27 protein-coding genes are annotated in these 24,082 nt (G+C 75.1%); 10 read left to right on the top strand and 17 right to left on the bottom strand.

What is annotated here, in order from left to right; all coding sequences use genetic code 11:
• Nucleotides 1–738: nuclease-related domain-containing protein (locus KJP73_RS04060; protein ID WP_213281485.1), on the bottom strand; the 738-nt coding region annotated here is incomplete at its 3' end.
• A gap of 102 nt (nt 739–840) precedes the next feature.
• On the opposite strand from KJP73_RS04060, the gene KJP73_RS04055 reads away from it, so the two are divergent.
• On the top strand, nt 841–1,227 hold the full coding sequence (locus tag KJP73_RS04055) for a VOC family protein (RefSeq protein ID WP_213281483.1): 387 nt from the start codon (nt 841–843) through the stop codon (nt 1,225–1,227).
• Between the two features lie 3 nt (nt 1,228–1,230).
• Here KJP73_RS04055 and KJP73_RS04050 read toward each other — a convergent pair whose 3' ends face one another.
• Nucleotides 1,231–1,752 (bottom strand): PadR family transcriptional regulator, encoded by a 522-nt coding sequence (locus KJP73_RS04050; RefSeq protein WP_213281482.1) that lies wholly within the window; start codon nt 1,750–1,752, stop codon nt 1,231–1,233.
• A 39-nt stretch (nt 1,753–1,791) separates the two neighbouring features.
• Between KJP73_RS04050 and KJP73_RS04045 the strand changes: the two genes are divergently transcribed.
• The gene (locus tag KJP73_RS04045) at nt 1,792–2,172 is read left to right on the top strand and encodes a hypothetical protein (protein WP_213281481.1); all 381 of its coding nucleotides are present in this window, start codon (nt 1,792–1,794) and stop codon (nt 2,170–2,172) included.
• Here the strand turns inward: KJP73_RS04045 and KJP73_RS04040 are convergent.
• The 7 genes from KJP73_RS04040 to KJP73_RS04010 form a co-directional block, all read right to left on the bottom strand.
• Nucleotides 2,169–2,579, bottom strand: a complete 411-nt coding sequence (locus tag KJP73_RS04040) for a type II toxin-antitoxin system Phd/YefM family antitoxin (RefSeq protein WP_213281480.1) — start codon at nt 2,577–2,579, stop codon at nt 2,169–2,171. The genes KJP73_RS04045 and KJP73_RS04040 overlap by 4 nt on opposite strands.
• A gap of 490 nt (nt 2,580–3,069) precedes the next feature.
• Nucleotides 3,070–4,179: a type 2 isopentenyl-diphosphate Delta-isomerase gene (gene fni / locus KJP73_RS04035; protein ID WP_213281479.1), complete on the bottom strand. Its 1,110-nt coding sequence runs from the start codon at nt 4,177–4,179 to the stop codon at nt 3,070–3,072.
• Nucleotides 4,169–5,278, bottom strand: a complete 1,110-nt coding sequence (locus KJP73_RS04030; RefSeq protein ID WP_213281478.1) for a phosphomevalonate kinase — start codon at nt 5,276–5,278, stop codon at nt 4,169–4,171. The genes fni and KJP73_RS04030 overlap by 11 nt, the downstream gene beginning before the upstream one ends.
• Nucleotides 5,275–6,270, bottom strand: a complete 996-nt coding sequence (gene mvaD / locus KJP73_RS04025; RefSeq protein WP_213281477.1) for a diphosphomevalonate decarboxylase — start codon at nt 6,268–6,270, stop codon at nt 5,275–5,277. The genes KJP73_RS04030 and mvaD overlap by 4 nt, the downstream gene beginning before the upstream one ends.
• Nucleotides 6,267–7,271, bottom strand: coding sequence for a mevalonate kinase (gene mvk, locus KJP73_RS04020; RefSeq protein ID WP_213281475.1), 1,005 nt, complete (start codon nt 7,269–7,271; stop codon nt 6,267–6,269). Before mvk ends, mvaD begins: the two co-directional genes overlap by 4 nt.
• Entirely contained in the window at nt 7,268–8,620 is a 1,353-nt protein-coding gene (locus KJP73_RS04015; RefSeq protein ID WP_213281473.1) for a tripartite tricarboxylate transporter permease, read from the bottom strand. Before KJP73_RS04015 ends, mvk begins: the two co-directional genes overlap by 4 nt.
• Nucleotides 8,621–8,679: 59 nt before the next feature.
• On the bottom strand, nt 8,680–8,946 hold the full coding sequence (locus tag KJP73_RS04010) for a hypothetical protein (protein WP_213281472.1): 267 nt from the start codon (nt 8,944–8,946) through the stop codon (nt 8,680–8,682).
• 232 nt (nt 8,947–9,178) lie between these two features.
• Between KJP73_RS04010 and KJP73_RS04005 the strand changes: the two genes are divergently transcribed.
• A complete protein-coding gene (locus tag KJP73_RS04005; RefSeq protein WP_213281471.1) occupies nt 9,179–10,072 on the top strand; it encodes an SDR family oxidoreductase in 894 nt (297 codons plus the stop codon).
• On the opposite strand, the gene KJP73_RS04000 is transcribed toward KJP73_RS04005, so the two are convergent.
• The 4 genes from KJP73_RS04000 to KJP73_RS03985 all read right to left on the bottom strand — a co-directional run bounded on the left by KJP73_RS04000 (nt 10,065) and on the right by KJP73_RS03985 (nt 12,686).
• Nucleotides 10,065–10,868, bottom strand: coding sequence for a uracil-DNA glycosylase (locus KJP73_RS04000; RefSeq protein WP_213281470.1), 804 nt, complete (start codon nt 10,866–10,868; stop codon nt 10,065–10,067). The two genes, KJP73_RS04005 and KJP73_RS04000, sit on opposite strands and share 8 nt — an antisense overlap.
• 13 nt (nt 10,869–10,881) lie before the next feature.
• Entirely contained in the window at nt 10,882–11,502 is a 621-nt protein-coding gene (locus tag KJP73_RS03995; protein WP_213281469.1) for an L-threonylcarbamoyladenylate synthase, read from the bottom strand.
• 45 nt (nt 11,503–11,547) lie between these two features.
• Complete coding sequence (locus tag KJP73_RS03990; RefSeq protein ID WP_213281468.1) at nt 11,548–12,147, bottom strand: class I SAM-dependent methyltransferase; 600 nt, start codon at nt 12,145–12,147, stop codon at nt 11,548–11,550.
• Between the two features lie 74 nt (nt 12,148–12,221).
• A complete protein-coding gene (locus KJP73_RS03985; protein WP_213281467.1) occupies nt 12,222–12,686 on the bottom strand; it encodes a DoxX family membrane protein in 465 nt (154 codons plus the stop codon).
• 106 nt (nt 12,687–12,792) lie between these two features.
• Between KJP73_RS03985 and KJP73_RS03980 the strand changes: the two genes are divergently transcribed.
• Entirely contained in the window at nt 12,793–13,815 is a 1,023-nt protein-coding gene (locus KJP73_RS03980; protein WP_213281466.1) for an aldo/keto reductase, read from the top strand.
• Nucleotides 13,812–14,255 (top strand): MerR family transcriptional regulator, encoded by a 444-nt coding sequence (locus tag KJP73_RS03975; protein WP_349628279.1) that lies wholly within the window; start codon nt 13,812–13,814, stop codon nt 14,253–14,255. The genes KJP73_RS03980 and KJP73_RS03975 overlap by 4 nt, the downstream gene beginning before the upstream one ends.
• Nucleotides 14,256–14,301: 46 nt before the next feature.
• Here KJP73_RS03975 and KJP73_RS03970 read toward each other — a convergent pair whose 3' ends face one another.
• From KJP73_RS03970 to KJP73_RS03955, 4 genes are all read right to left on the bottom strand, one after another.
• Nucleotides 14,302–15,588 (bottom strand): ATP-binding protein, encoded by a 1,287-nt coding sequence (locus tag KJP73_RS03970; RefSeq protein ID WP_249669081.1) that lies wholly within the window; start codon nt 15,586–15,588, stop codon nt 14,302–14,304.
• Nucleotides 15,589–15,684: 96 nt separating this feature from the next.
• Nucleotides 15,685–17,760 carry an elongation factor G gene (locus KJP73_RS03965; protein WP_213281465.1) on the bottom strand — a complete coding sequence of 692 codons (2,076 nt, stop codon included), beginning with the start codon at nt 17,758–17,760 and terminating at the stop codon, nt 15,685–15,687.
• A gap of 109 nt (nt 17,761–17,869) precedes the next feature.
• Complete coding sequence (locus tag KJP73_RS03960; RefSeq protein ID WP_213281464.1) at nt 17,870–18,799, bottom strand: FKBP-type peptidyl-prolyl cis-trans isomerase; 930 nt, start codon at nt 18,797–18,799, stop codon at nt 17,870–17,872.
• 98 nt (nt 18,800–18,897) lie between these two features.
• Nucleotides 18,898–19,296 (bottom strand): winged helix-turn-helix transcriptional regulator, encoded by a 399-nt coding sequence (locus KJP73_RS03955; RefSeq protein ID WP_213281463.1) that lies wholly within the window; start codon nt 19,294–19,296, stop codon nt 18,898–18,900.
• A gap of 116 nt (nt 19,297–19,412) precedes the next feature.
• Here KJP73_RS03955 and KJP73_RS03950 point away from each other — a divergent pair, with 116 nt between their 5' ends.
• From KJP73_RS03950 to KJP73_RS03930, 5 genes are all read left to right on the top strand, one after another.
• On the top strand, nt 19,413–20,276 hold the full coding sequence (locus KJP73_RS03950) for an SDR family oxidoreductase (RefSeq protein WP_213281462.1): 864 nt from the start codon (nt 19,413–19,415) through the stop codon (nt 20,274–20,276).
• A 58-nt stretch (nt 20,277–20,334) separates the two neighbouring features.
• Nucleotides 20,335–21,345 carry a TIGR03557 family F420-dependent LLM class oxidoreductase gene (locus KJP73_RS03945; RefSeq protein ID WP_213281460.1) on the top strand — a complete coding sequence of 337 codons (1,011 nt, stop codon included), beginning with the start codon at nt 20,335–20,337 and terminating at the stop codon, nt 21,343–21,345.
• Nucleotides 21,346–21,400: 55 nt separating this feature from the next.
• Entirely contained in the window at nt 21,401–21,766 is a 366-nt protein-coding gene (locus tag KJP73_RS03940; protein WP_213281458.1) for a hypothetical protein, read from the top strand.
• Nucleotides 21,767–21,858: 92 nt separating this feature from the next.
• A complete protein-coding gene (locus tag KJP73_RS03935; RefSeq protein ID WP_213281455.1) occupies nt 21,859–23,025 on the top strand; it encodes a VIT1/CCC1 transporter family protein in 1,167 nt (388 codons plus the stop codon).
• Nucleotides 23,026–23,104: 79 nt separating this feature from the next.
• Nucleotides 23,105–24,046, top strand: a complete 942-nt coding sequence (locus KJP73_RS03930) for a siderophore-interacting protein (RefSeq protein ID WP_213281454.1) — start codon at nt 23,105–23,107, stop codon at nt 24,044–24,046.
• The last annotated feature ends 36 nt before the right edge of the window (nt 24,047–24,082 follow it).

The raw sequence follows: 24,082 nt of genomic DNA, 5'->3' as shown, positions 1-24,082 counted from the left end.
CATGCGAGTTGGGGTGGCGTCTCGGGGGTTCGGGGAGGTGTATAAGAGACAGCCGACGACGTGTTCCGCCCACACCGCGGCGGGGCGGAACACGTCGTCGACGGTCAGCTGCTCGGGGCTCGTGGGCCCGCCGAGCTCGGCGGTGAGGTACTCGACCACCAGCGCGACGTCGGCCGTCGGCAGCAGCACGGGGAGCGCCGCCAGGTGCGCCGCCAGCTGCCGCTCGCCGACGACGGTCCCGCCGCCGCACACCGCGACGGGCTCGTGGTCGCGCCCGGCGAGGCACAGCACGGCGTGCACGGCGCGGCGGTGGGTGGGGGCGAGCAGGGCGGTGAGGGCGCCGGCGGTGGCGGCGACCGCGGCGACGTCGGGCGTGCGGCCGTACCCGCGGTGGCGGAGCGTGCCGCCGGCCACGGTGATCTCCCCGTCCCCGTGCAGCGTCTCGACCACGACGATCCCGCCGGGCCCGACGGCCACGAGGTCGACGGTGGCGCTGCCGCTGCCGGGGCGGTGCAGGTCCGTCAGGGAGGTCCAGCCGTCGGCGCGCTCGAGCGCCCGGCGGGTGCCGGCCGTGGCAGCGGAGTCGGTGAGCCAGGAGTCGAACCAGTCGTCGGCGCGGTCCGCCGCGGGGCGTGCCGCGGGGACGCCGGGCGCTGTGCCCGCCGCCGTGCCCCACCACCGGGCCCGCCGTCGCGCGCGTCGCGCGACCGGGTCACCCGTGCCGATCCCCTGATCCATCTCTCTCACCCCACGGACCTATCGACACGCGGGGGTGCGGTGCTGAGCCGAACGGACCGCGGAAATCGTGTCGCCGGCGCGCGGGCGTCCTAGCCTCGGAGCATGGCCGCGCTGCTGGACATCGTCGTCGACTGCCACCACGCCGCCTCGCTCGCGCGCTGGTGGGCGGAGACCCTCGACGGGTACCGCGTCGCCCCGTACGACGAGGCCGAGCTCGCGCGGCTGCGGGCGAAGGGCGTCCACGACCCCGAGGACGACCCGACGGTGCTCGTCGAGCCGGAGTCCGGCACCGGTCCCCGGCTGTGGTTCAACGCCGTGCCCGAGCCGAAGACGGTGAAGAACCGCGTGCACGTCGACGTGACCGTGCCGGACCTGGAGCCGGGCGTGGCGGAGCTGGTCGCCCGGGGTGCCACGGTGCTGGCGCGGCACGACGGCTGGGTGGTGCTGGCCGACCCGGAGGGCGACGAGTTCTGCGTCTTCCCGCTCTAGCCGTCAGTCGTCCCAGGCGGCGATCGTCCGACGGGTCTCGGCGATCCAGGCCAGCGTGGCGCGGCCGCTGTGCTCCCCTGCGCTGAGGGTGAGCAGCGCGTACCGCTGGTCCGGGTCCCGCGGGTCCAGGCTGCGGCGGACCTCGTCCAGCCGCGCCAGGCGGTCCGTGACCTCCCGCTCGGTGCCGGCGAGCAGGTCGAGGCACGCGTCCCGGCCGATCTGCCGCCCGAAGAACAGCCGCAGCAGCAGCGCGTTGCGGGGCGGTGCGATCTCCGGCGGGGTCAGCAGGAGCTCCCGCAGCCGACCGAGCCCGGCCTCGGTCGCGGTGAAGCGGCCGTCCTCGGTGCGCCCGACGAGCCCGCCCTCCTCGAGCCGGGTCAGCGTGGGGTAGATCTGCCCGAAGCTCTCCGCCCAGAAGTGCCCGAGTGTCTGCTGGATCTCCTGCCGGACCCGGTACCCCGACATGGGCTCGATCGACAGGGCACCGAGCACCGCGAGCTCGGTCTGGGACGGGGGGCGCGCCATGGCGTTGACTATATCTGACAGATAGCCGAGGATCGCCGCATGGCAGAGACGGCCGCAGTCGCGGCACTCGTGGTCCTCGGGCTGCTGACGGTGTTCCAGGTGCTGCTCGTCGCGGGCGCGCCGCTCGGCCGGTACGCCTGGGGCGGGGGGCACGAGGTCCTGCCGCGCGGGCTGCGTGTCGGCAGCGCCGTGGCCGTCGGCATCTACGCGGTGATCGCGCTCGTGCTGCTCGACCGGTCGGGCCTGACCGCGATGCTGCCCGGACGCTTCGTCGACGTGGGCGTGTGGGTGGCGTTCGCCTACGTCGTGATCGGTATCGGCATGAACGCGATCTCCCGCAGCCGGCGCGAGGCGCTCGTCATGACGCCGACGTGCCTCGTCCTGGCCGGCCTGACGTTCCTGGTCGCGACGGGCGCCTAGTCCTCGTCCGGGGCCCGCACGCCCTCCTCGCCCGTCGCGCACCGACCTTCCTCGTCCACCCCGCACCGACCTTCCTCGTCCACCGCGGACCGACCTTCCTCGTCCACCGCGTGCAAGGCCTCCTGGTCCGCGACCCGCCGTGCCTCCTCGTCCGCCGCCCGGGACGCCCGCCCGTCGGCGATGACGCGCGCGGCCCACTCGTCGAGCGACTCCTCCGCGTGGAGCGCCCCCGGCTCGGCCTCGAGCCGCTGGAGCCGGATGAAGTCGTCGACGCCGATCAGCACCGCCACCAACGACCCGTACCGGTGCAGGCCGATCCGGCCGCGGCCGTAGGCGGCCTCGTTGGCGAGGGAGCCGAGGTGGGCCCGGAGCTCGCGGGCGGTCACTTCGCGTGTGAGTGTGCTCATGCTCCGACGCTAGGGGTGCATCCGGCACCGATCGCCGTCGTCCCCAGGGCAGATCTCGACGGGCGCGCCCGCGGGCCGTGCACCGGCGTACACGGTGGACGCGGTGTCGCCGAGGGAGGCCGGCACACCTCTTCCGCAACCGTGCCTGCGGTGCCTGCGGTGCTTGCGGTGCCCGCGGTGCCTGCGGTGCATGCGGTGCGCGCGATGCGCACGGCGGTCACGGCGGTCACGGCGGTCACGGCGGTCACGGTTGCCGAAGGGCTGGGTCGTGGTCGGTGGGGAACACGGTGGACACCGTGGACACGGGGGTCGCGGTTGCCGAAGGGCTGTGTCGTGGTCGGTCAGGAACACGGTGGACACCGTGGACACGGCGGTCACGGTCGCCGAAGGGCTGGGTCGTGGTCGGTCGGGGACACCGTGGGCACGGTGGTCACCGCCGTGGCACGCACGATGCTGCGGGTTAGCGACCGCGGGGTCGGCGACGGCCGGGTCAGAGGCCGCTGCGGCGGGCGTACGCCGCGGCGTCCACGCCCCGCAGCTCGCAGAACTCCCGCACCGGCCCGGTGATGAGCAGGTCGACACGGCGCAGGTCCGCGACGGTGCGCGCGCCGAGCAGCGTCATGATGTCGCCCACCTGCTCGAGCCAGGTCTGGATGCGGGTGACGAGCGCCGACTCGCCCTCGGTGAGCAGCACGCGCAGGAAGCCCCCGGCCACGCCGACGGCTGTCGCGCCGAGGGCCAGCGCCCGGACCACGTCGAGCGGGTGCCGCACGCCGCCGGACGCCAGCAGGTCCACGCCCTCGACGGACGACGCGTCGAGCAGCCCCTCGACCGCCGACTGGCCCCACGACGCGAGGTAGCCCATGCCGCCGTCGTCGCGGCGTGCCGACTCGATGGCGGTGAAGTCCGTGCCCCCGCGGCCGGAGACGTCCACGGCCGCGACGCCGAGGTCGCGGAGCTGCGCGACGGTCCCGCGGCTCATGCCCGCGCCGACCTCCTTCACGACCACGGGGACGCCGACGCCCTCGACGATCGCGGCGATGTGGTCGGCCCAGCGCGTGAAGTCCCGGTCGCCCTCCGGCATGACGATCTCCTGCGCCGGGTTCACGTGGACCTGCAGGCCGTCCGCCTCGAGGATCTCCACCGAGCGGCGGGCCTGCGCGGGGCTGAGGTTCGCGTTGACGTTCGCCATGACGAAGCCGTCGGGGTTCAGGTCGCGCAGCACCCGGAACGACGGGATGGCCGCGGGCTCGCGGTGCAGGATGCCGGTCGACCCGGACGCGATCGGCACCCCCGTCTCCCGGGCCGCCAGGGCCAGCGCCCGGTTGATCGTCGCGGTGTGCGCGGTGCCGCCCGTCATGCCGTTGATGTACAGCGGCACGTCCCAGGCCAGGACCCGCCCGGTGGTCGCCAGCGACACCTGCGACCGGTCACCGGCCGCGAGCGGGTGGTTCATCGGCCGCACGTGGTCGAAGTCGTGGGCGCGCGGCTCGGCGTGCTGCGCGGACGCGAGCCGCACGTGGTCGTCCTTGCGGCGCGCGTCCTGCGCGGCGGGTCCGGGCTCGTCCTGCCCGGACAGCGCGGGCTCGTCAGCAGGCATCGTCGACCTCTCGCGGCGGCTGCACGCGCAGCGACAGGTGCCGCACGTCGGACAGCTCCCAGTCCCGGAGCATGGGCTCCAGGTCGGTGTCGGCGTCCACGAGCACGATGCCGCAGTCCCCGCCCCCGGCGCCAGACGACTTCGCCGCGGCGCCGACCCCCTCGGCGGTCTCGCAGAGCGTGCGCAGCGCCGGCGTCTCGATGTCCACGCCCGCCGTCCGGGCCAGCGAGGTGAGCAGCCCGCGGGCGCGCCGGATCTGCTCCTTCGCGGCGGGGGCGTCGTCCCGCTCGATGGCCTCGGCCAGCGCGTCCACGCACGCGCGGGAGGCGGCGAGGAACTCGGGGTAGTGGCTCTCCGTGACGCCCTTGCGCGACTGCATGGTGTCCACGAGGCGGGTGGTCGACGCCGGGACGCCCGTCCACCCGACGACGAGGCGCATCGACCGCGGGGTGGGCAGGCGGCGCACCGACAGCCCGGGCCAGTCGGCGTCGAGCAGGTCCGACAGCGGGCGCGGGGACCTGGCGGCCTCCGCCGCGGTCTGCGCCTGCCGGAGCCAGTCGCGGTCGAGCGCCGCGTACCGGATCCACCCGCCGTACAGGCTCGCCGCGACGTCGCCGCCGGACCCCATCGGGTTGACCGCTACGGTCGCGAGCAGCGCCAGGCGCAGCAGCCGCTCGGTCGGCAGGCCCAGGTCGTAGAACCGGTCGAGCGCCCGGACCGTCGCGGCGGTCACGGCGGCCGACGACCCGAGCCCGAACTTCCGCCCGGACCGGTCGTCGAGCTCCGAGGTGATCGTGATGTCGTAGAACCCGAGCGTGCGGCCCTGCTCGGCGGCGAACCGCTCGACCACGTCGATGGCGGCCAGGACGTAGTCGAACGGGCGGCTGTCGTGGTCCAGCACGACCCGGTCGCCGCGGCGGCGCCACACGACGGGCAGCCGGCCGTACTGGTCGGACGCGATGGACCCGGCGCCCTCCGCGGGCGCGAGCCGGACGGTGACGTGCCGGTCCACGGCGACGAGCACCGCCGGGTACCCGGCCTCGACGACGGCGTACTCCCCGGCGACGAACAGCTTCCCGGGTGCGCTGACCTCGATCACGCCGCACCCCCCGCCGTGACGCGCAGGTCCGGCCCGGGGCGCGCGGTCACGACGCGGCGGGTGCCGCCCTCGGACAGCGCGCCGGCGACGGCGGCCAGGTCGGATGCGGCGCACAGCACCTTGACGTTCGGGCCGGCGTCGATGGTCGCCCAGCAGGGCAGGCCGTCGGCGCGCAGGGCGAGCACCTGGTCCAGCACCGCGACGGTGTGCGCGGTCCAGTACCGGACCGGCGGGCGGGCGCCGAGCATCGTCGCGTGCATCCGCAGGGCGTTGGACTCGGCGAGCTCCCCGAGCGTCGGGAGGTCGCCCGCGGCGACGGCCTCCAGCATGAGGGCCACGTCGCGCTCGGTGGCCTCCGTCCAGGCAGGGAAGAACGGCGACGTCTCGACGGTCCGGCGCATCGCGACCCGGCTCGACACGGACTTGGGCCCCGCGTCCAGCACGACGACGGCCATCGCGGGGTCCAGCGGCCCGCCGGCCTCGCCGCCGGGGACAGGCTCCGCGAACGACGACGCGTCGTCGGTGCCGGCGTGCCAGACCACCAGCCCGCCGAACACGGAGCGGGCGGCCGAGCCGGAGCCGCGCCGGGCCAGCCGGGACAGCGCGCGGGGGTCGAGGTCCAGCCCGTAGGCGGCGGCCGCCGCACCGGCCAGCGCGGCGAACCCGCTCGCGGACGACGCGAGGCCGGCGCCGGTCGGCACGGTCGACGTCGAGGTCACCGTCGCGTGGGCCGAGGACCCGGCGAGCGACCGCACGAGGTCGAGGAACCGGCGGACGCGCACGACCTCGCCGTCGGACATCGGCCGGCCGTCGAGGACGCCGGAGTCCTCGGTGGCGGACGGGTCCAGCGTCACGGTGGTGGTCGCGTGGAAGGCGTCCAGCGTGAGCGAGAGGCTGGAGGTCGCGGGCAGCGCCAGGGCCTCGTCGCGCTTGCCCCAGTACTTGGCGAGGGCGATGTTCGCGTGCGCGACGGCGGTCGCGGAGTTCGTCATCCGAGGGACACCTGGGCGGGAGCGGCGGGATGCCGCGCGTCGGTCCGGTGCAACCAGGTGCGCGCCGCGCCCGCGCGGCGCAGGGCAGCGGCGATCGTACCAGCGGAGGTGGTGTCGGCCGCGAGCGCGAGCAGGCATCCGCCCTGGCCACCGCCTGTCAGCTTGGCGCCGAGCGCGCCCGCCGCGAGCGCCGCCCCGACCAGCCGGTCGAGCTCCGGGGAGGAGACGCCGAGCTCCGCGAGCGCGCCGTGGGCGCGGGTCATCCGGGCGCCGAGCTCGCGCGGGCGGTCCAGCGCCAGGTCGTCGACGGCGTCGCGCGTGATCTGCCCGAGCTCGGCGATCAGCTCCGCGCCGCGGGCGGGGTGCCGCTCCCGGAACGAGCGCACGTCCGCGACGGCGACGCGGGTGCGCCCGTGCACGCCGGTGTCGGCGACCACGAGGTGCGCGCGCAGGCGCAGGTCCAGGGACCGGATCTCGCCGGCCTGGAACCAGACGGGCTCGGTGGACGCGGTGGTGCGGGCGTCGAGGCCGCTGGGGTTCCCGTGGGCGACGCGCTCGCCGACCTGCACGAGGTCGAAGTGCTCCTGCGGGGTGAGGGAGCGCCCGGCCAGGTCGGCGAGGGCCAGTGCGAGGGCCCCGGCGGTCGCGGCGCTGGACCCGAGGCCGCGGGCGGCGGGGATCGTCGACTCGGTCGCCAGCACGATGCCGGTGTGCGGCAGGCCCAGGTGGTCGAGCGTGGCCTCGACGGCGGCCCGGGGCGCGGCGAGCTGCTCGGGCGCGTCCGCGAGCGTCCCCGAGTACAGCACCGACTCGAGCATCAGCGGGCCGTCCTCGCGCCGCGCGGTGGCGCGCATCGGGAGGCTGGCGAGCGGCAGCGCGATCGCGGGCTCGCCGTACACGACGGCGTGCTCGCCCACGAGGATCGCCTTGGCGCGGGTGCGCCCGGTGCCGGTGCTGCGCGGCGCGGAGCTGCTGGGGCTCGGGATGGTCGGCTCCTTCACATCAGGTGCAGGACGAACCACGGGGCCGCGTACAGCGACATGAACTGCACCCCGAAGTTGACGCCCAACCGGTTCAGCGTGCCGCAGGTCAGCCCGACCAGCAGCACGGCGAAGACGTTGATCAGCCCCGCGTCCAGGTACGCGAGCAGCAGCACGAACACGACGAACAGCGCGAGCACGGCCTCGTGCGGCACGTGCCGGGTGACGAGGGCCGTGAGCCGGAACGAGTACCGGACGGCGAGCACGTACGACAGCACGAGCGCCAGCACCCCGCCGACCAGGACCGCGGCCACGAACTGCCCGGTGGTCAGCAGGTGGTGCAGGTTCTGGTCGAGGGTCAGGACGGGCGGCGCGTTGAACAGCGCGTTCGCGGGCCCGACGGCGACCGGCGACAGCGGCAGCCCGACCGCGAGCAGCGGGATGATCACGCCGGCCAGGTACGTGGAGTGCGCCAGCGCGGCCATCGAGGTGACGGCACGGGACGAGCGCTCGGTGGGGTCCTGGGCCCGGGCGCCGGACGCCTCGCCCATGAGCAGCGTGAGGGCGACGGGGCTGAGGAAGAACAGCGGCGTCGACGCGGCGGACACGGTGGCGCTCGCGCCCAGCTCCGCGCGGGTGAGCAGCCGGCGCGGGTTCAGCGACGACCCCCGCAGCTCGGACCGGGTGATCCGCACCGGCGTGCGCCCGGCCCGGGGCAGCGCGCCGCGCAGCGTCGGGTTCAGCAGCGTGGCGAGGCTCAGCAGCAGAGGGCCCGCGGTGATCGACAGGAAGAACGACACCGTGATGGTGCCGTCCTCGGGGAGCACGCCGGTCTGCCGGTAGAGCGCCTGCACGCCCTGGAACAGCAGGCCCAGCGGGATGATCGCCAGCAGCGACAGCACCCGGTTCTTCCCGAGCAGCGCCAGGACGACCGCCCCGCCGACGAACAGCAGCGACCCGTACTCGCGGAGCTGGTCGGCCAGCGGCGTGATGGCCCGGGCGATCAGCAGGGCCAGCGGCACGGAGATCAGCGTCCCGACGACCGACCCGGCGGCCATCTTCCGGATCGTCTCCGCCGCGCGCCCGGACCGCTTGAGGACCAGCGCGTGGTCGATCATCGGCGCCGACAGCACCCCGCCCGGCAGCCCGACCAGCGCGGTCGGGATGGAGTTCGTCAGGTTGAGCGTCACGACGGCGGCGATGAAGAACGCGAGCACCACCTGCGGGTCCGTGCCGGCGAGCACCAGGGCGAGCGTCACGGGCAGCAGCACGGACGTCTCGTCGGTGCCGGGGATGAACCCGATCAGCGTGTAGAGCGCGACGGCCGCCAGCGCGGCGGCGACCATCGGCAGCAGCAGGGAGAGGTCCACGGAGGTCTTTCGGTGCGGGGCGCGGTCCCGGACGGGTGCGCGGGCGTGTGAGGTCGGGCTCAGTCGGCGGGCGGGTCGGTGCGACCGGCCTCCGCGGCGTCGTCCTCGACGATCTGCACGTCCCGCTTCGGCCGGACGAGCGCGACCGCCGCACCGAACCCGACGACCGAGCCGCCCAGCCCCCAGAAGAACTCCGACGCGTCGAGCGCGCGGCCGACGGCGACCGCGGCGACCGTCGCGGCGGCGACCACGGCCAGCGCGAGGACCAGGTCCCGCAGGGAGACCTGGTCGCCCCAGATCTCGACGTACTGCTCGTCGTCGCCCACGTCTCTCCTCGCCGATCGTCCGGACCGCCACCCTAGGATCCCCGCTGCGGGGACCCTGTGCGGCCGGTGTGCACGCGACGTGGATGTGCTGGTCGGGCGCCGACAGGCCGGGGGCCACTGTGGTGCGACCGGGGGTGGCGCGGCAACTCGGGACCGCCCCGGTGCGTGCGCCGGCGAGCAGGTTCACCCGCTCCGGTGGCGCTCCCGCGCGGGGCGCGCACCATGGATGAGCATGAGCGACCAGACGACTCCCCAGGACCCGACCACCCAGCACCCCGAGCCGGAGCAGCCCGCGGAGAACATCCCGCACCCGGGCCTCACGGGCGAGATGGAGCAGAAGCCCGACCACGGCGAGGAGTCGTACGTCGGCTCCGGCCGCCTGGACGGCAAGCGGGCGATCATCACCGGCGGCGACTCCGGCATCGGCCGGGCGGTCGCGCTGGCGTTCGCGCGGGAGGGCGCCGACGTGCTGATCGTCTACCTGCCCGACGAGGAGCAGGACGCGCAGGAGACCGTGCGCCTGGTGCGGGACGCGGGGCGCAAGGCCGTCACCTGCCCGGGCGACCTCCGCGACGAGGCGTTCTCGCAGACGATCGTCGACACGGCCCTGTCCGAGCTCGGGGGCGTCGACATCCTGGTCAACAACGCCGCGTACCAGATGTCCCAGGAGAACGGCCTGCTGGACCTCACCACCGAGCAGCTCGACCGCACGATGAAGACGAACGTCTACGCGATGTTCTGGCTGACCAAGGCGGTCCTCCCGCACCTGCAGGCCGGCGCGAGCATCATCAACACCACGTCGATCCAGGCGTTCCAGCCGAGCCCGCAGCTCATCGACTACGCCGCGACCAAGGCCGCGATCCTCAACTTCACCAAGGCGCTCGCGCAGCAGGTCGCCGAGCAGGGCATCCGGGTCAACGCCGTCGCACCGGGCCCGATCTGGACGCCGCTGATCCCGGCGACCATGCCGGAGGAGAAGGTGCAGCAGTTCGGCGCGGACACCCCGCTGGGCCGCGCGGGCCAGCCGGCCGAGCTCGCGCCGGCGTACGTGTTCTTCGCCAGCCAGGAGAGCAGCTACATCACGGGCGACCGCATCGGCGTGACGGGCGGCAACCCGCTCAGCTGACGTCCGCGGCCGGGGTGGCCGGGGCCGGGGTGGCCGGGCCCGCCGCGAGGTCCCGGGCGCGGAGCAGGACGGCGTCGAGCATCGCCGGGGTGAGGCGGCCCGTGAAGGTGTTCTGCTGGCTGACGTGGAAGCAGCCGAGCAGCGTCAGGCGCTGGGGCTCGGCCCCGTCCGGGACCGGGCGCTCCAGGACCTGCTCCGCGCCGTGCACGAACCGCGGGCGGGGACGCGGGACCGCCCAGCCCTGCTCGGCGAGCGTGCGCAGCAGCGCGTCCCACCCGAACGCCCCGAGCACCACCGCGACCCGCGGCCGGACGAGCTCCAGCTCCCGCGCGAGCCAGGGGCCGCACCGGTGCCGCTCCTCGGGCAGCGGCTTGTTGTCCGGCGGGGCGCAGTGCACCGGCGCGGTGATCCGCACGCCGGTCAGCGTCAGCCCGTCGCCGAGGTGCGTGGACGTCGGCTGGGAGGCCATCCCGACGCGGTGCATCGCCGCGAACAAGAAGTCCCCGGACCGGTCGCCGGTGAACATCCGGCCGGTGCGGTTCGCCCCGTGCGCCGCGGGCGCCAGGCCGACGACCAGCACCGCGGCGTCCGGGTCCCCGAAGCCGGGGGCCGGCCGCCCCCAGTACGTCTGGTCCCGGTAGGCCGCGCGCTTCACGTCGGCGACGTGCTCCCGCCAGGCCACGAGCCGCGGGCAGGCCCGGCACTCCACGACGGCCCCGTCGAGCTCCGTGAGGTCCCGGGCGCCGGGCGCGACCTCCGCGGGGTAGCGGACGTCGTCGGGCAGCGCGGCGGTCACGGGCCCGCGCCCGTCAGGAGAACCGGTCCGGGTCGCCCGCGCCGACGCGGACCACCTCGGGGTACCCCTCGGACCAGTCGACGACGGTGGTCGGCTCCTGCCCGCACTCCCCGGCGTCCACGACGGCGTCGACCACGTGGTCGAGCTCCTCCTTGACGGTCCACCCGTCGGTCTGGGGCTCCGTCTCGCCCGGCAGGATGAGCGTGGACGACAGCAGCGGCTCGCCGAGCTCCCGGAGCAGGGCCTGCACCACGCGGCTGTCGGGGATGCGCACGCCGACCGTCTTCTTCTTCGGGTGCGCGAGCCGGCGCGGGACCTCCTTGGTGGCCGGGAGGATGAACGTGTACGGCCCGGGGGTCGCCGCCTTGATCGCCCGGAACGGCGCGTTGTCCAGCCGCACCAGCTGCCCGAGCTGCGCGAAGTCGCTGCACATCAGGGTGAAGTGGTGCCGGTCGTCGAGGCGCCGGATCGCGCGGATCCGGTCCGCTCCCGCGTGACTCTCCAGGCGGCAGCCGAGCGCGTAGCCGGAGTCGGTGGGGTACGCGATCAGCGCGTCGTCCCGGAGCATCGCGACGAGCTGGCTCACCGCCCGGGCCTGGGGGTCGTGCGGGTGGACGTCGAAGAACCGGGCCATGCGGTCGAGCCTGGCACGGCTCCGGCGCTGCGACCAGCGCGGGTGTCAGCCGAGCACGGCGACCAGGAAGTCCGACTCCGGCCCGAACGGCCGCAGGTCCCAGGTGGCGAACCGGTGCTGGATCGTGAACCCCGCGGTGCGGGCGTCCTCGTCCAGGGCGTCGAACGCGTAGCCGCGCCCCGCACCGAAGCCGACGACCAGCCGGCCGCCGGGGACCAGGTGCGCGCGGATGCGGCGCAGCACCTCCGCCTCGGTGCCGGGCGCGACGAACGTCAGCACGTTGCCCGCCATGACCGCGACGTCGAACGGCTCCGGCACCCCCGCCGCCGGCAGGTCCAGCTCGGCGAGGTCCCCGACGTGCCAGTCGCCCGCGGGGTGGTCGGCGCGCGCGGCCTCGACCAGCACCGGGTCGACGTCGACGCCCACGACGGCGTGCCCCCGCCGGGCGAGCTCCCCGCCGACCCGGCCCGGGCCGCACCCGGCGTCGAGCACCCGGGCGCCGCGCGGGACCATCGCGTCGACCATCCGGGCCTCGCCGGCCAGGTCGGCGCCCTCGGCGGCCATGCTGCGGAACCGCTCGACGTACCACTGCGAGCGGTCGGGGTTCTGCTGGCCGATCTGCTCCCAGCGGGTCTGCTGGCGCATGCGGGCGCTCCTCGGGCGGGGTCGGACGCGGACGGACCGAGCCTAGCCAGCCCGCGCCCGGCCCCGGAGCAGCGTCAGTGCCGGACGGCCTTCTTCGCCTTCTTCGCGGCCTTGACGCCGGCCTTCTTGGCCGACGAGGTCAGCGTGTCGATGAGGTACGACGCGGCGGCGCCCGCCATGACGACGTCCTTGGCGACGCCGATGCCCTGCGGGTTCGGGCGCGGGTCGTTCGGGCCGCGGTGCAGCGCGGGCGTGCGCAGGTACATGCCGACGAGCGCGGCGGAGAACGCCGTGAACCCGGTGGCGACGACGACGCGGGGCAGCACCGGCACCAGCAGCGCGGCGCCGAGGCCGACCTCGGTGGCGGCGAGCGCCTTGGTGAACGTCTTCGGGTCGACGTCGGCGAGGAACGGGTACGCGCCCGCGGCGGTGCCGTGGATCCCGGCGGCGGCCTCCTCGTCGGCGGAGAACTTGTCCAGGCCGGAGCTCAGGATGTAGGCGCCGGCGCCCAGCCGGAGCGGCAGATGACGAAGCTTCACGCGGTCCTCCTCGGGGGATGGGTGTACGTCCCGACGCTACGACCGGACGGCCTGCTCCGCAGGGCCGGGTTGACTTCGAGCGCGCTCCAAGGGCGACGGTCGAGCCATGACTCTCCCCACCCGCACCCTCGGCAGCGCCGCGAACGGCACCGCCCTCACCGTCTCCGCCCTCGGCCTCGGCTGCATGGGCATGTCCGAGTTCTACGGCGCGACGTCCGCGCCCGGCAGCGACCAGGAGCGCGAGTCGGTGGCGACGATCCACCGCGCGCTCGACCTGGGCGTGACCCTGCTCGACACGGCCGACATGTACGGCCCGCACACCAACGAGCGGCTCGTCGGCCGCGCGATCGCCGGGCGCCGTGACGAGGTGGTGCTGGCGACGAAGTTCGGGATCGTCCGGGACCCCGACCCGGCGGTCGCCACGCGGTCGGTGAACGGCCGGCCGGAGTACGTCCGCGCGGCGCTCGACGGGAGCCTCCAGCGCCTGGGCGTCGACCACGTCGACCTGTACTACATGCACCGCATGGACCCCACGGTGCCGGTCGAGGACACCATGGGCGCGCTCGCGGAGGCCGTCCAGGCGGGCAAGGTCCGGCACCTCGGCCTGGCCGAGGCGGCGCCCGAGACGATCCGCCGCGCGCACGCCGTGCACCCGCTGACCGCCGTGCAGACGGAGTACTCGCTGTGGACGCGCGACGTCGAGACCGCCGTGCTGCCCGTGCTGCGCGAGCTCGGCATCGGCCTGGTGCCCTACTCCCCGCTCGGCCGCGGCATGCTGACCGGGGCGATCACGGCGGTGTCCGACCTGGCCGACGGCGACTTCCGCCGCGCCAACCCGCGGTTCGCGGGCGCGGCCTTCGACGCCAACCGCGCCCTGGTCGAGCGGGTGCAGGCGCTCGCGGCCGACCACGGCGTCACGGCGGCGCAGCTCGCCCTGGCGTGGGTGCTCGCGCAGGGCGAGGACGTCGTGCCGATCCCCGGCACCCGGCGGGTCCGCTACCTCGAGCAGAACGCCGGCGCCGTCGACGTCCGGCTGACCCCCGAGGACCTGGCCGCGCTCGCGGACGCGGTGCCCGCGCAGGCCGTCGTCGGGGACCGGTACCCCGACATGAGCACCATCGACCGGTGACGGGGCGCATGCTGGTGGACGTGACCGACCAGACGCGCACGCTCACGATCGCCGAGGCCGCCGCCGCGACCGGGCTGTCCCCGCACACGCTGCGGTACTACGAGCGCGACGGGCTGCTGCTCGACGCGGTCGAGCGCGCCGCGTCCGGCCACCGGCGGTACACCGAGCGCGACCTCGGGTGGCTGCACCTGCTCACGCGGCTCCGGGCCACGGGCATGCCGATCCGCGAGATCCGCGAGTACGCGGACCTGGTGCGCCGGGGGGAGGGCACGGAGCCGCAGCGGCTCGCCCTGCTGCAGGCGCACCGGGACGCGGTGCGCGCCCAGCTCGCGGAGGCGGCGGAGCACCTGGCGGCGATCGAGATGAAGATCGACCTCTACGCCGGCCGGCTGGGGACCGGGATGCCGGTCCCGGAGGCCCGGGTGCCGGCGGGCGCCTGACGTCTGGGGACGCCCGCCCCTCCGGGTCGAGGCCCCGAGGGGCGGGTCAGGGTCCGAGGAGTGCGGCAGGCACGACAGCCACACCGTCCCGCCGCCGGTAGGCGTCGGACCCGGTCGTCACCACGACGGCGTCGAGCAGACGCGGGCCGAGCTGGTCGCGCAGCCACAGCAGGTGCCGGACGTCCCGGTCATCGACGTCGGTCGCGAGCTTGACCTCGACCGCGACCACCTTGCCGTCGGCGCGGCTGACGACGAAGTCGACCTCGCGTTCGCCACCCTTGGTGCGCAGGTGTCCGACCGAGGCCTCGGAGTGCTGCGCGTAGACCCGCAGGTCCAGGGCGACGAGCGACTCGAAGAGGGCACCCAGCAGGGTGCCGTCGCGTGGCACGGCCGGTGCGGCGTCCTGTCCGGTGAGCAGGCTCTCGGCCGTCGCGCCGAGCAGCCGGCACGCGAGCGCCGGATCGGCGAGGTGGTGCTTCGGCGCTGCACCGAGGCGCTTGAGGTGGTTGGACGAGGGCGACCAGGCGGGCACGGGGTCGAGCAGCCACAGGCGCTCCAGCGTGTCTCGGTAGGGACCGGTCGTGGTCTTCGCCGGCTTGTCGCCGTGCCCGGACGTGGCGGCGTCCCGGATGGTCTCGTAGGAGGCCGTGGTCGACGTCGCCGCCGCGTACGCCGCCATCCACCGGCGCAGGGCGTCGGGACGTCGGACCTCCTGGCCGACCTCCGGGAAGTCGCGGTCGACGACCCTGGCGAGGTAGCCGTCGAGCTGCGCGCGCAGTGCCCGCCCGGGCAGGCCGCGCAGCGCGGGGAAGCCGCTCGCCAGGATCTCCGCCACGTAGTCCTCGAGCGACACCGTGGTCGCGCCGACGACCTGGACGGGGGCGCCGGAGAGCATCGCGCCGAGGCTGACGGACGGGGTCGTCCCGCGTTCGGCCAGTGTCATCGGGCGCATCCGCACCTGGACGATGCGGCCCGCGCCCGAGTGCGTGGCCGGTGTACGGGGCGAGGCGGAGCCCGTCAGCAGGAAGCGTCCGGCGGTCGGGTCGCGGTCGACGTCCCGCCGTACGAGGTCCCACGTCCGAGGGAGCAGCTGCCACTCGTCGAGGAGGACCGGGGGCCGGCCCGTGAGCACGCGGTCCGGGTCGGCCTCGATCACCGCGCGCGTGGCGGGGTCGTCGAGCAGGTGGGTCGTGCCGGCCCGTGCCGCGGCCGTGGCGGTCTTGCCCACCGCCTTCGCCCCCTCGATGGCGATCGCTGGCACGCCCGGCAGCAGCGCATCGATCTCGTCATCCACCACGCGACGCCGGTAGGGCTCGGTCAGTGCGCTGGTCACAGGCTCTACGCTACCGTTCGTCGGTCAACTACGCTACCGATCGTCGGCGGCCAACGCTACCGATCGTCGGCTCGGTACGCTACCGATCGTCGGCTCTCACACCGCCGCCAGGTGCCCCGGCCGGACCTCGTACTCCCCGGGCGCCAGCGTCACCTCGCCACGGCCGCCGGCCAGGGCCCGCAGGTCCAGGGCGTACCGGACGACCTCCGCCTCGGGGACTGTCGCCTCGATCCGCACGCGGCCGTCGTCGGTGGTGCTGCTCGCGGTGATGTGCCCGCGCCGGCCGGACAGGTCCCCGAGCACGTCGCCCTGGGCCTCCGGCGGGACGACGACCGTGACGCGGACCGTGGGTTCGAGCAGGACGGTGCCGGCGGACGCGAGCGCGGCGCGCACCCCGGCGGCGGCCGCCGTCCGGAACGCCATGTCGGACGAGTCGACGGCGTGCGACTTCCCGTCGTGCACCTCGACCTGCACGTCGACCACGGGGTGCCCGAGCGGACCGCCGGCGGCGAGCGCCTCGGCGGCGCCGCGCTCCACGGCGGGCAGGTAGGACCGGGGGACCGCACCGCCCACCACCGAGTCCTTGAACGCGAAGCCGGACCCGGCCGGCAGCGGCGTGAGCCGGAGCTGGACGACCGCGAACTGCCCGTGCCCGCCCGACTGCTTCTTCAGCCGGCCCTCGGCCTCCGCCGGGCGCGCGAGCGTCTCCCGGTACGCGATCCGCACCGGCTCGGTGGTCACGTGCACGCCGAACACGCGGGCCAGCCGCTCGACCGCCACGGCCAGGTGCGCATCACCCAGGCCGCGCAGCACCGTCTGGTGCGGCGTGCGGTCCACCCGCAGCGTCGGGTCCTCCGCCGCGAGCCGGGTCAGCGCGGCCGACAGCTTGTCGTCGTCGGCCTGGCTCACCGGGACCAGCCCGACCGCGAGCACCGGGGGCCGCGCGGGCAGGGCGGCGGGACGGACCGGCTGGGCGCGGGCGGCGAGCAGGCCGCCGGTCGGGGTGCCGGTGAGCTTCGCGACGGCCGCGATCGACCCGGCGGGCACCGCGTCGACCGGCAGGTGCTCCCGGCCGCGCAGCCGGAACAGGCCGTGCAGCCGTTCCTCGGTGCCCGTGGCGGTGCTGACCAGCCGGTCGCCGGAGCGCACGGTGCCGGACAGCACCTTGAACACCGACACCTGCCCGACGAACGGGTCGGCGACCGTGCGGAACACGTGCAGGACCGGTTCGCCGAGGGGGTCCGCCGGCAGGTCGGTCGTCGGACCGTCGTCGCCGCCGACGCGCAGCCGGGCCGGGCGGTCCGACGGCGCGGGCCCGATCTCGCACAGCAGGTCCGCCAGCCGGTCGACCCCGACGCCGGTGGCGGCCGACGCGACGAGCACCGGCACCGCCTCGCCCGTCACGACCTCCCGCGCGAGGGTGCGCTCGAGGTCGGCCGCGTCGGGCACCTCCCCGGACAGGTAGCGCTCCAGCTGGTCGTCGTCGTGCGCGACGATCTCCTCCGTGACCTCGTCGTGCAGGCGGTGCTCCTCCTCCGCGACGTCCTCGGGCAGCGCGCAGGTCTGGTGCCGGCCGTCCGCGGCGTAGTCGAGCCCGCGGTCGGACAGGACGTCGGCGACCCCGTGCAGCGCCTGCTCCTCGCCGAGCGGCAGCTCCAGCGGGACGACGCTCGCCGGGTCGCGCCCGGTGCGGCGCGCGAGGTCACGGACCTGGTCGAGCACCCGATGGAAGTCCGCGCGGGCGCGGTCCTCCTGCGAGACGACGACGAGGCGGGGGATCCCCGCCTCGTCGCACCGCCGCCACGCCGCCTCCGTCCCGGACTGGACCCCGTCGACGGCGCTCACCACCACCACCGCCAGGTCCGCCACGGACAGCGCGGCGTCGACCGCGCCCGCGAAGTCCGGCGCCCCGGGGGTGTCCAGCAGGGTGAGCCGGTGGGGGCAGCCCTGGCTGCAGGTCCAGTCGAGGTCGGCGACGCCGAGCGCCACGGAGGAGCCGCGCGCGACCTCCTCGGGCTCGTGGTCGCAGACCGTCGAGCCGTCCTCGACGCGGCCGGCGCGCGGGACGGCCCCGGCGCGCAGCAGCAGCGCCTCGGCGAGTGTCGTCTTGCCGGATCCGCCGTGACCCACGAGCGCCACGTTCCGGACCGTCGGCGTCGTTGCCGCGTCCATCGCCGTCTCCTGACTGGTGCTGGGACGCCAGGCTAACCACGTCGGTCGCGAACGGAACAGGGCCCTCGGTCACTGGTGCGACCGAGGGCCCTGTGCGTCGTCCGGAGCGTCAGGACGCGGCGAGGATGTCCACCACGAAGATCAGCGTCGAGCTGCCGGGGATCGTGTCGGTGTCCTCGTCGCCGTAGCCGAGGTCCGGCGGGATGATCAGCAGCACCTGGCTGCCGACGGTCTGCCCGACGAGGCCCTGCTGCCAGCCCTGGATGAGGTTGCCCAGCGAGGTGGACAGCGGGGCGCCGTTCTCCCACGAGGAGTCGAACGGGGTGCCGTCCCACAGCCAGCCGCTGTACTGGATGGTGATGTTCTGCCCGGCCTCGACCGCGGCGCCGGCGCCCTGGATCAGCGGCTGCACGACCAGGTCGGCCGGCGGGTCGGCGTCGACGGTCTCGATGGACGGCTCGCCGTCCTCGGCCAGCGTCACGGTCGGCAGGCCCTCGGGCAGCGGGGTGACGGGCGTGCCCTCGGCGCGGCTCGGGACGGACTCGGCGCTCATGATCTCGAACGCCCAGATGAGGGTCTGCTCGGTGCTCGGCTCCGAGTAAAGGACGCGGGCGCCGACCTGCTGGCCGACGATCTGCTCGAGCAGCACGTCCGGCAGGTTCGGGCTCTGCGCGAGGTACTGCTGCGGCTCCGCGCCGTACGTGGTGCCCTGGCTCGCGCCGTCGGCGCCGTCCACGGCGGTGAGGTTGACCGTGACGAGCTGGCCCTCCTCGACGGTCGCGCCGGTGCCGGCGGCCGCGACGCGCGCGACGGGCGCGGACACGGTGAACGGCTGCTCGAACGCGAACGTCGGCTCCGCGCCGGGCTCCCCGGTGAGGGTGACGCCCTCCAGGGCGGCGACGTCCTCGGCGCTCGCCGTCGCGGCGGCGGAGGCGCTGGCGGAAGCCGACGGCGACGCGTCGTCCTCGGAGCCCCCGTCGCTGCACGCGCTGAGCAGCAGCAGGGAGGCGGCGAGCAGGGTGGTGACCGTGCGGCGCACGTTCTCGTCCTTCGATCGGGGGCGGCGGGGCGGCCATCGTAGGCGCCCCGGCTGGACGTCGCCTGTGCCCGCCCGCCCCCGTGCCGGCGCGGAGCCGCTCAGCGGCCGCTGACGATGCCCTCCGCGTGCGCGCCGATCCAGGCCATCAGGGGCAGCAGGTGCTCGGCGAGCTCCCGGCCGAGCGGGGTCAGGGAGTAGTCCACCCGGGGCGGGATCGACGGGGTCGCCTCGCGCAGGACCAGGCCGTCGGCCTCGAGGGTGCGCAGGGTCGACGCCAGCATCTTCTCGCTGATGCCCTCCACGAGCCGGCGCAGCTCGCCCCAGCGCAGCGTCCGCTCCGACAGCGCCACGAGGACGAGGACGCCCCACTTGCTGGTGACGTGGTCCAGGACGACGCGGCTCGGGCAGGCCGCGGGGAGCACGCCGTCCGTCATCAGCGACGCGAGGGGCGAGATGTCGAGCGCCGCGGGGGCCGTGACCTGGCTGCTTACCGTCATGTGCGTACCTTACGTGAAAGTGGGTACCCGCGATCAGGAAGGTCCGGCGCCGGTGCCGGGTTGGGCGGGGTGCCGGACGCGTCACGCCCCGGCGCGCACAACCGAGAGGAAGTCCCATGTCGATCGTCGTCACCGGTGCCACCGGCCACCTCGGCCGCCTCGTCGTCGAGCACCTGCTCGCCGACGGCGTCCCCGCGGACCAGGTCGTCGCGACCGGCCGCCGCACCGAGCGCCTCGCCGACCTCGCCGAGCGCGGGGTCCGCGTCGCCGAGACCGACTACGCCCGCCCGGAGACGCTGACCGCCGCCCTGGACGGCGCCGACGTCGTCCTGCTGGTGTCCGGCAGCGAGGTCGGCCAGCGGGTCGACCAGCACCGCGCCGTCATCGAGGCCGCGAAGGCCGTCGGCGTCGGCCGGCTCGTCTACACGTCCGCCCCGCACGCCGACACGTCGCCGCTGGTGCTCGCCCCGGAGCACAAGGCCACCGAGGAGCTGCTGCGCGCCTCCGGCCTGACCTTCACCGTGCTGCGCAACGGCTGGTACACCGAGAACTACGTCGGTGACGTGCAGCGGTCCGGCGAGACCGGGGAGATCGTCGGGGCCTACGGCGAGGGCCGGGTGGCCAGCGCGCCGCGCGACGACTTCGCCGCGGCGGCCGCGGTGGTGCTGCGCACCGAGGGGCACGACGACGCGACCTACGAGCTGTCGGGCGACGTCGCGTGGACGTTCGACGACCTCGCCGCGGCGGCGTCCGAGCTGCTCGGCCGCCCGGTCGTGTACCGCGCGGTGAGCTCCGAGCAGCGCCGCGCCGACCTGCTGGCCGCCGGGCTGGACGAGGGCACGGCGGGCTTCGTCGTCGCGCTGGAGGAGAACACGCGCGACGGGCTGCTGTCGGAGACGTCCGGCGACCTGTCCCGCCTGACCGGGCGCCCGACGACGCCCCTCGTCGACGCGCTGCGCGCCGCTCTCGCGCAGGCGTGACACCGCCGCCGGCCCGCTCCGGATGCCGGGGCGGGCCGGTGGTGCTTGTCTCGGAGGCATGACGCGATTCGGCTACACCCTGATGACCGAGCAGTCCGGCCCGAAGCAGCTCGTGGGGTACGCGGTCGACGCCGAGCGGATCGGCTTCGACTTCGAGGTGTCGAGCGACCACTACTTCCCGTGGGTCGACGAGCAGGGCCACGCCCCGTACGCGTGGACGGTGCTGGGCGCCGTGGCGCAGGCGACCTCCCGCGTGGACCTGATGACGTACGTGACGTGCCCGACCGTCCGGTACCACCCCGCCGTCGTCGCGCAGAAGGCCGCGACCCTCGGTGTGCTGTCGGACGGCCGGTTCACGCTCGGCCTCGGGGCGGGGGAGAACCTCAACGAGCACGTGGTCGGCGAGCGCTGGCCGGCGGTCGGCGAGCGGCACGACATGCTCGAGGAGGCCATCGAGATCATCACCGCGCTGCTGGACGGCGAGCGGCTGACGTTCGACGGCGTCCACTTCCGCACCGACTCCGCGAAGCTGTGGGACCTGCCGGAGCGGCCGGTCGAGATCGGCGTGGCCGTGTCCGGCGCGCAGTCGATCTCCCGGTTCGCGCCGCTGGCCGACCACCTCATCACCACGGAGCCGGAGGCCGACCTGCTGCGCGGGTGGGACGAGGCGCGCGCGCAGGCGGCGGCCGAGGGCGGGGGCGGGGAGCCTGCCCCGTCCCGCAAGATCGGGCAGATCCCGATCTCCTGGGACCCGGACGTCGACACCGCGAAGCAGCGCGCGCACGAGCAGTTCCGCTGGTTCGCGGGCGGCTGGCACGTGAACGCCGACCTGCCCACCACCGAGGCGTTCGACGCGGCCAGCCAGTTCGTCCGGCCCGACGACGTCGCCGAGACCATCCCGTGCGGCCCGGACCTGGACGCGATCGTCGAGGCCGTGTCCGCGTACTGGGAGGCCGGCTTCACCGACATCGCGCTCGTCCAGGTCGGCGACGCCGCGCAGCAGCGGTTCCTCGACGAGGCCGCCGGGCCGCTGCTGGAGAAGCTGCGCGCCGCCGCGCCCTCGTCCTGAACCCGTCGACTCATCACCACGGACGTTGCGCAACCCCACGGTTGAGAGGAGCAGCATGGCTGTCACCGCGTTCCAGGACCTCCCGCTCGCCGACCGCGACCGCGAGTGGGACGGCGCCGCCGCCGAGAAGCGGGTCCGCGCCTGGGCCGACGCCCAGGACGAGCCGAACGAGAAGTACCGCGACGCCCACGTCTGGTACGACGCCGACGCGAAGCAGAACTTCACCGCGTACAAGCTGCTCATCGCGGACGTGGTGGGCGGGAAGCTCGTCGCGGTGCCCCGCGGGGTGTTCGCCGCGGCGGCCGTCATGCAGGGCTCGCGCGGCGGCGTGGACCTGCCGGCCAAGGACGTCGACCGCGTGAAGAGCCACCTCGCGAAGTACTACGCGAAGCTCGACGACACCCCGCCCTGGGAGGACTGAGACCGCGCGGGTGGGCGGACGCCCCGATTCGGGCGCCCGAACAGGCGTGGAACGCGTGACTCGGCGCCCGCGGGCCCCCACCATGGACGACCGTGCCACCCACCGACAGCCCCTCCACCAGCGCCACGCCCACCCGGCGGCAGGTCCGCCGCTGGCGCCGCTACCTGGCCGACGAGCGCGCCGAGGCCGCCGCCTACCGCGACCTCGCGTCGCGCCGCACCGGCGAGGAGCACGCGATCCTGCTGGAGCTCGCGGACGCCGAGCGCCGGCACGAGCAGCACTGGCTCGACCTCCTCGGCGACCAGGTCGGCCGGCCCCTGCGCGGCGACTACCGCTCGCGGGTGCTGGGCTGGCTCGCGCGCCGGTTCGGCGGGGTGTTCGTGCTCGCGCTCGCGCAGCGCGCCGAGGCCCGGTCGGCCTACGACCAGGACGTGGACGCCACGCCGACGATGGCCGCCGACGAGCGGATCCACGAGGAGGTCGTGCGGTCCCTCGCGATGCGCGGCCGGAACCGGATGTCCGGGACGTTCCGCGCCGCCGTGTTCGGCGCGAACGACGGGCTCGTGAGCAACCTCGCGCTCGTGCTCGGCATCGGGGCGAGCGGCGTCGCGACCTCCACGGTCCTGCTCACCGGCCTGGCCGGGCTGCTCGCGGGCGCGCTGTCGATGGGCGCCGGCGAGTACGTCTCGGTGCGGTCCCAACGGGAGCTGCTGGAGGCGTCGCGCCCGAGCCGTCAGGCCCGCGAGGCGCTGCCGCACCTGGACCTGGACGCCAACGAGCTCGCGCTGGTCTACCGGGCGCGCGGCATGACGGTGGACGACGCCCGCGACCGGGCCGACCGGGTGCTCGCGGACCTCCGCGTCCTGGACGTCGCGGTGCCCGCGTCGGCGCTCGGCACGGCCGGGTCCGCGGACGAGGCCGCCGTCGGTGCGGCGCCGGTGGACGGTCCCGAGGCGCCGGCGGTCGACGAGCACGAGACGGTCGGCAGCGCGATCGGCGCGGCCGCGGCGAGCTTCTGCTTCTTCGCGACCGGCGCGCTCATCCCGGTGCTGCCGTACCTGCTCGGGCTGGAGGGCTGGGCGGCGGTCGCGGTCGCGAGCACCCTGGTCGGGCTGGCGCTGCTCGTGACCGGCGCGACGGTCGGGGTGCTGTCCGGGTCCTCGCCCACCAAGCGGGCTCTGCGGCAGCTCGCCATCGGGTTCGGGGCCGCTGCGGCCACCTACCTGCTGGGTCTCGCGTTCGGGACCACGGCCGCCTGAGTCCGGCTCGGTATCCACCATGTGGGATGTGTCACAAGGGGGGTGAGGTAAGGCTCACCTTCGATATACGGTGGCTCGCATGACAGCGTCCACCACCGCACCGGCCGTCACCACGCCGTTCCGGTTCTTCGACGTCCGCGTCGCGCGGATCGTGGACCTCACCCCCTCGTTCCGCCGGTTCACCTTCACCGGCGACGACCTCGACCAGTTCGCCGACAACGGCTTCGACCAGCGCATCAAGCTGCTGCTCCCGCTGCCGTGCGGGTACGACGTCGTCCCGCAGGGCGAGTCCTGGTACCTGCAGTGGCGCGACCTGCCCGAGGAGCTGCGGCACCCGATCCGCACCTACACCGCCCGCGCCGTCCGCCAGTCCGAGCGCGAGATCGACGTCGACGTCGTCCTGCACGGCGACGCCGGGCCCGCCTCCCGTTGGGCCGGCTGCGCCGCCGTCGGCGACTCCCTCGTGATCCTCGGCCCCAACCGCGAGCACCCCGGCCCGTCCGGCGGCATCGACTTCGTCCCGCCCGCGCACGCCGACCGGCTGCTGATCGCCGGCGACGAGACCGCGGTCCCCGCCATCGCCGGCATCCTGGAGCGCCTGCCCCGCGACGCCCGCGGTGAGGCCCTGCTCGAGGTCCCCGTCACCGGCGACGAGCTCACCATCGACGCCCCCGCCGGCGTCACCGTCCGCTGGCTCCCGCGCGACGGCGCCCACCACGGCGCCCGCCTGGTCCCCGCGGTCCAGGCCGCCTGCGCCCGGCTCATGCCCGGCGAGGCGCCCCTGCCCGACGGCATGGAGCTCGAGGACGTGGACATCGACACCGGCATGCTGTGGGAGGTCCCCGTGGACCACGCCACCGGCGAGCCGCTCCGGCAGAGCGCCGCCCTGTACGCGTGGCTCGCGGGGGAGGCCGGGGCGATCAAGACCCTGCGCCGGCACCTCGTCGGGACCTGCGGGGTGGACCGGAAGGCCGTGGCGTTCATGGGGTACTGGCGCGAGGGGCGTGCCGAGGGGGCGTGAGGGTCCTCCGCCGATAGGCGGCACCGATCCTTGAAA

Source organism: Cellulomonas hominis (assembly GCF_901521055.1).
GTDB classification, from domain to species: domain Bacteria; phylum Actinomycetota; class Actinomycetes; order Actinomycetales; family Cellulomonadaceae; genus Cellulomonas; species Cellulomonas endometrii.
The sequence above is the reverse complement of the archived record's forward strand: the minus strand, read 5'-3'. Positions and strand labels throughout refer to the sequence as shown.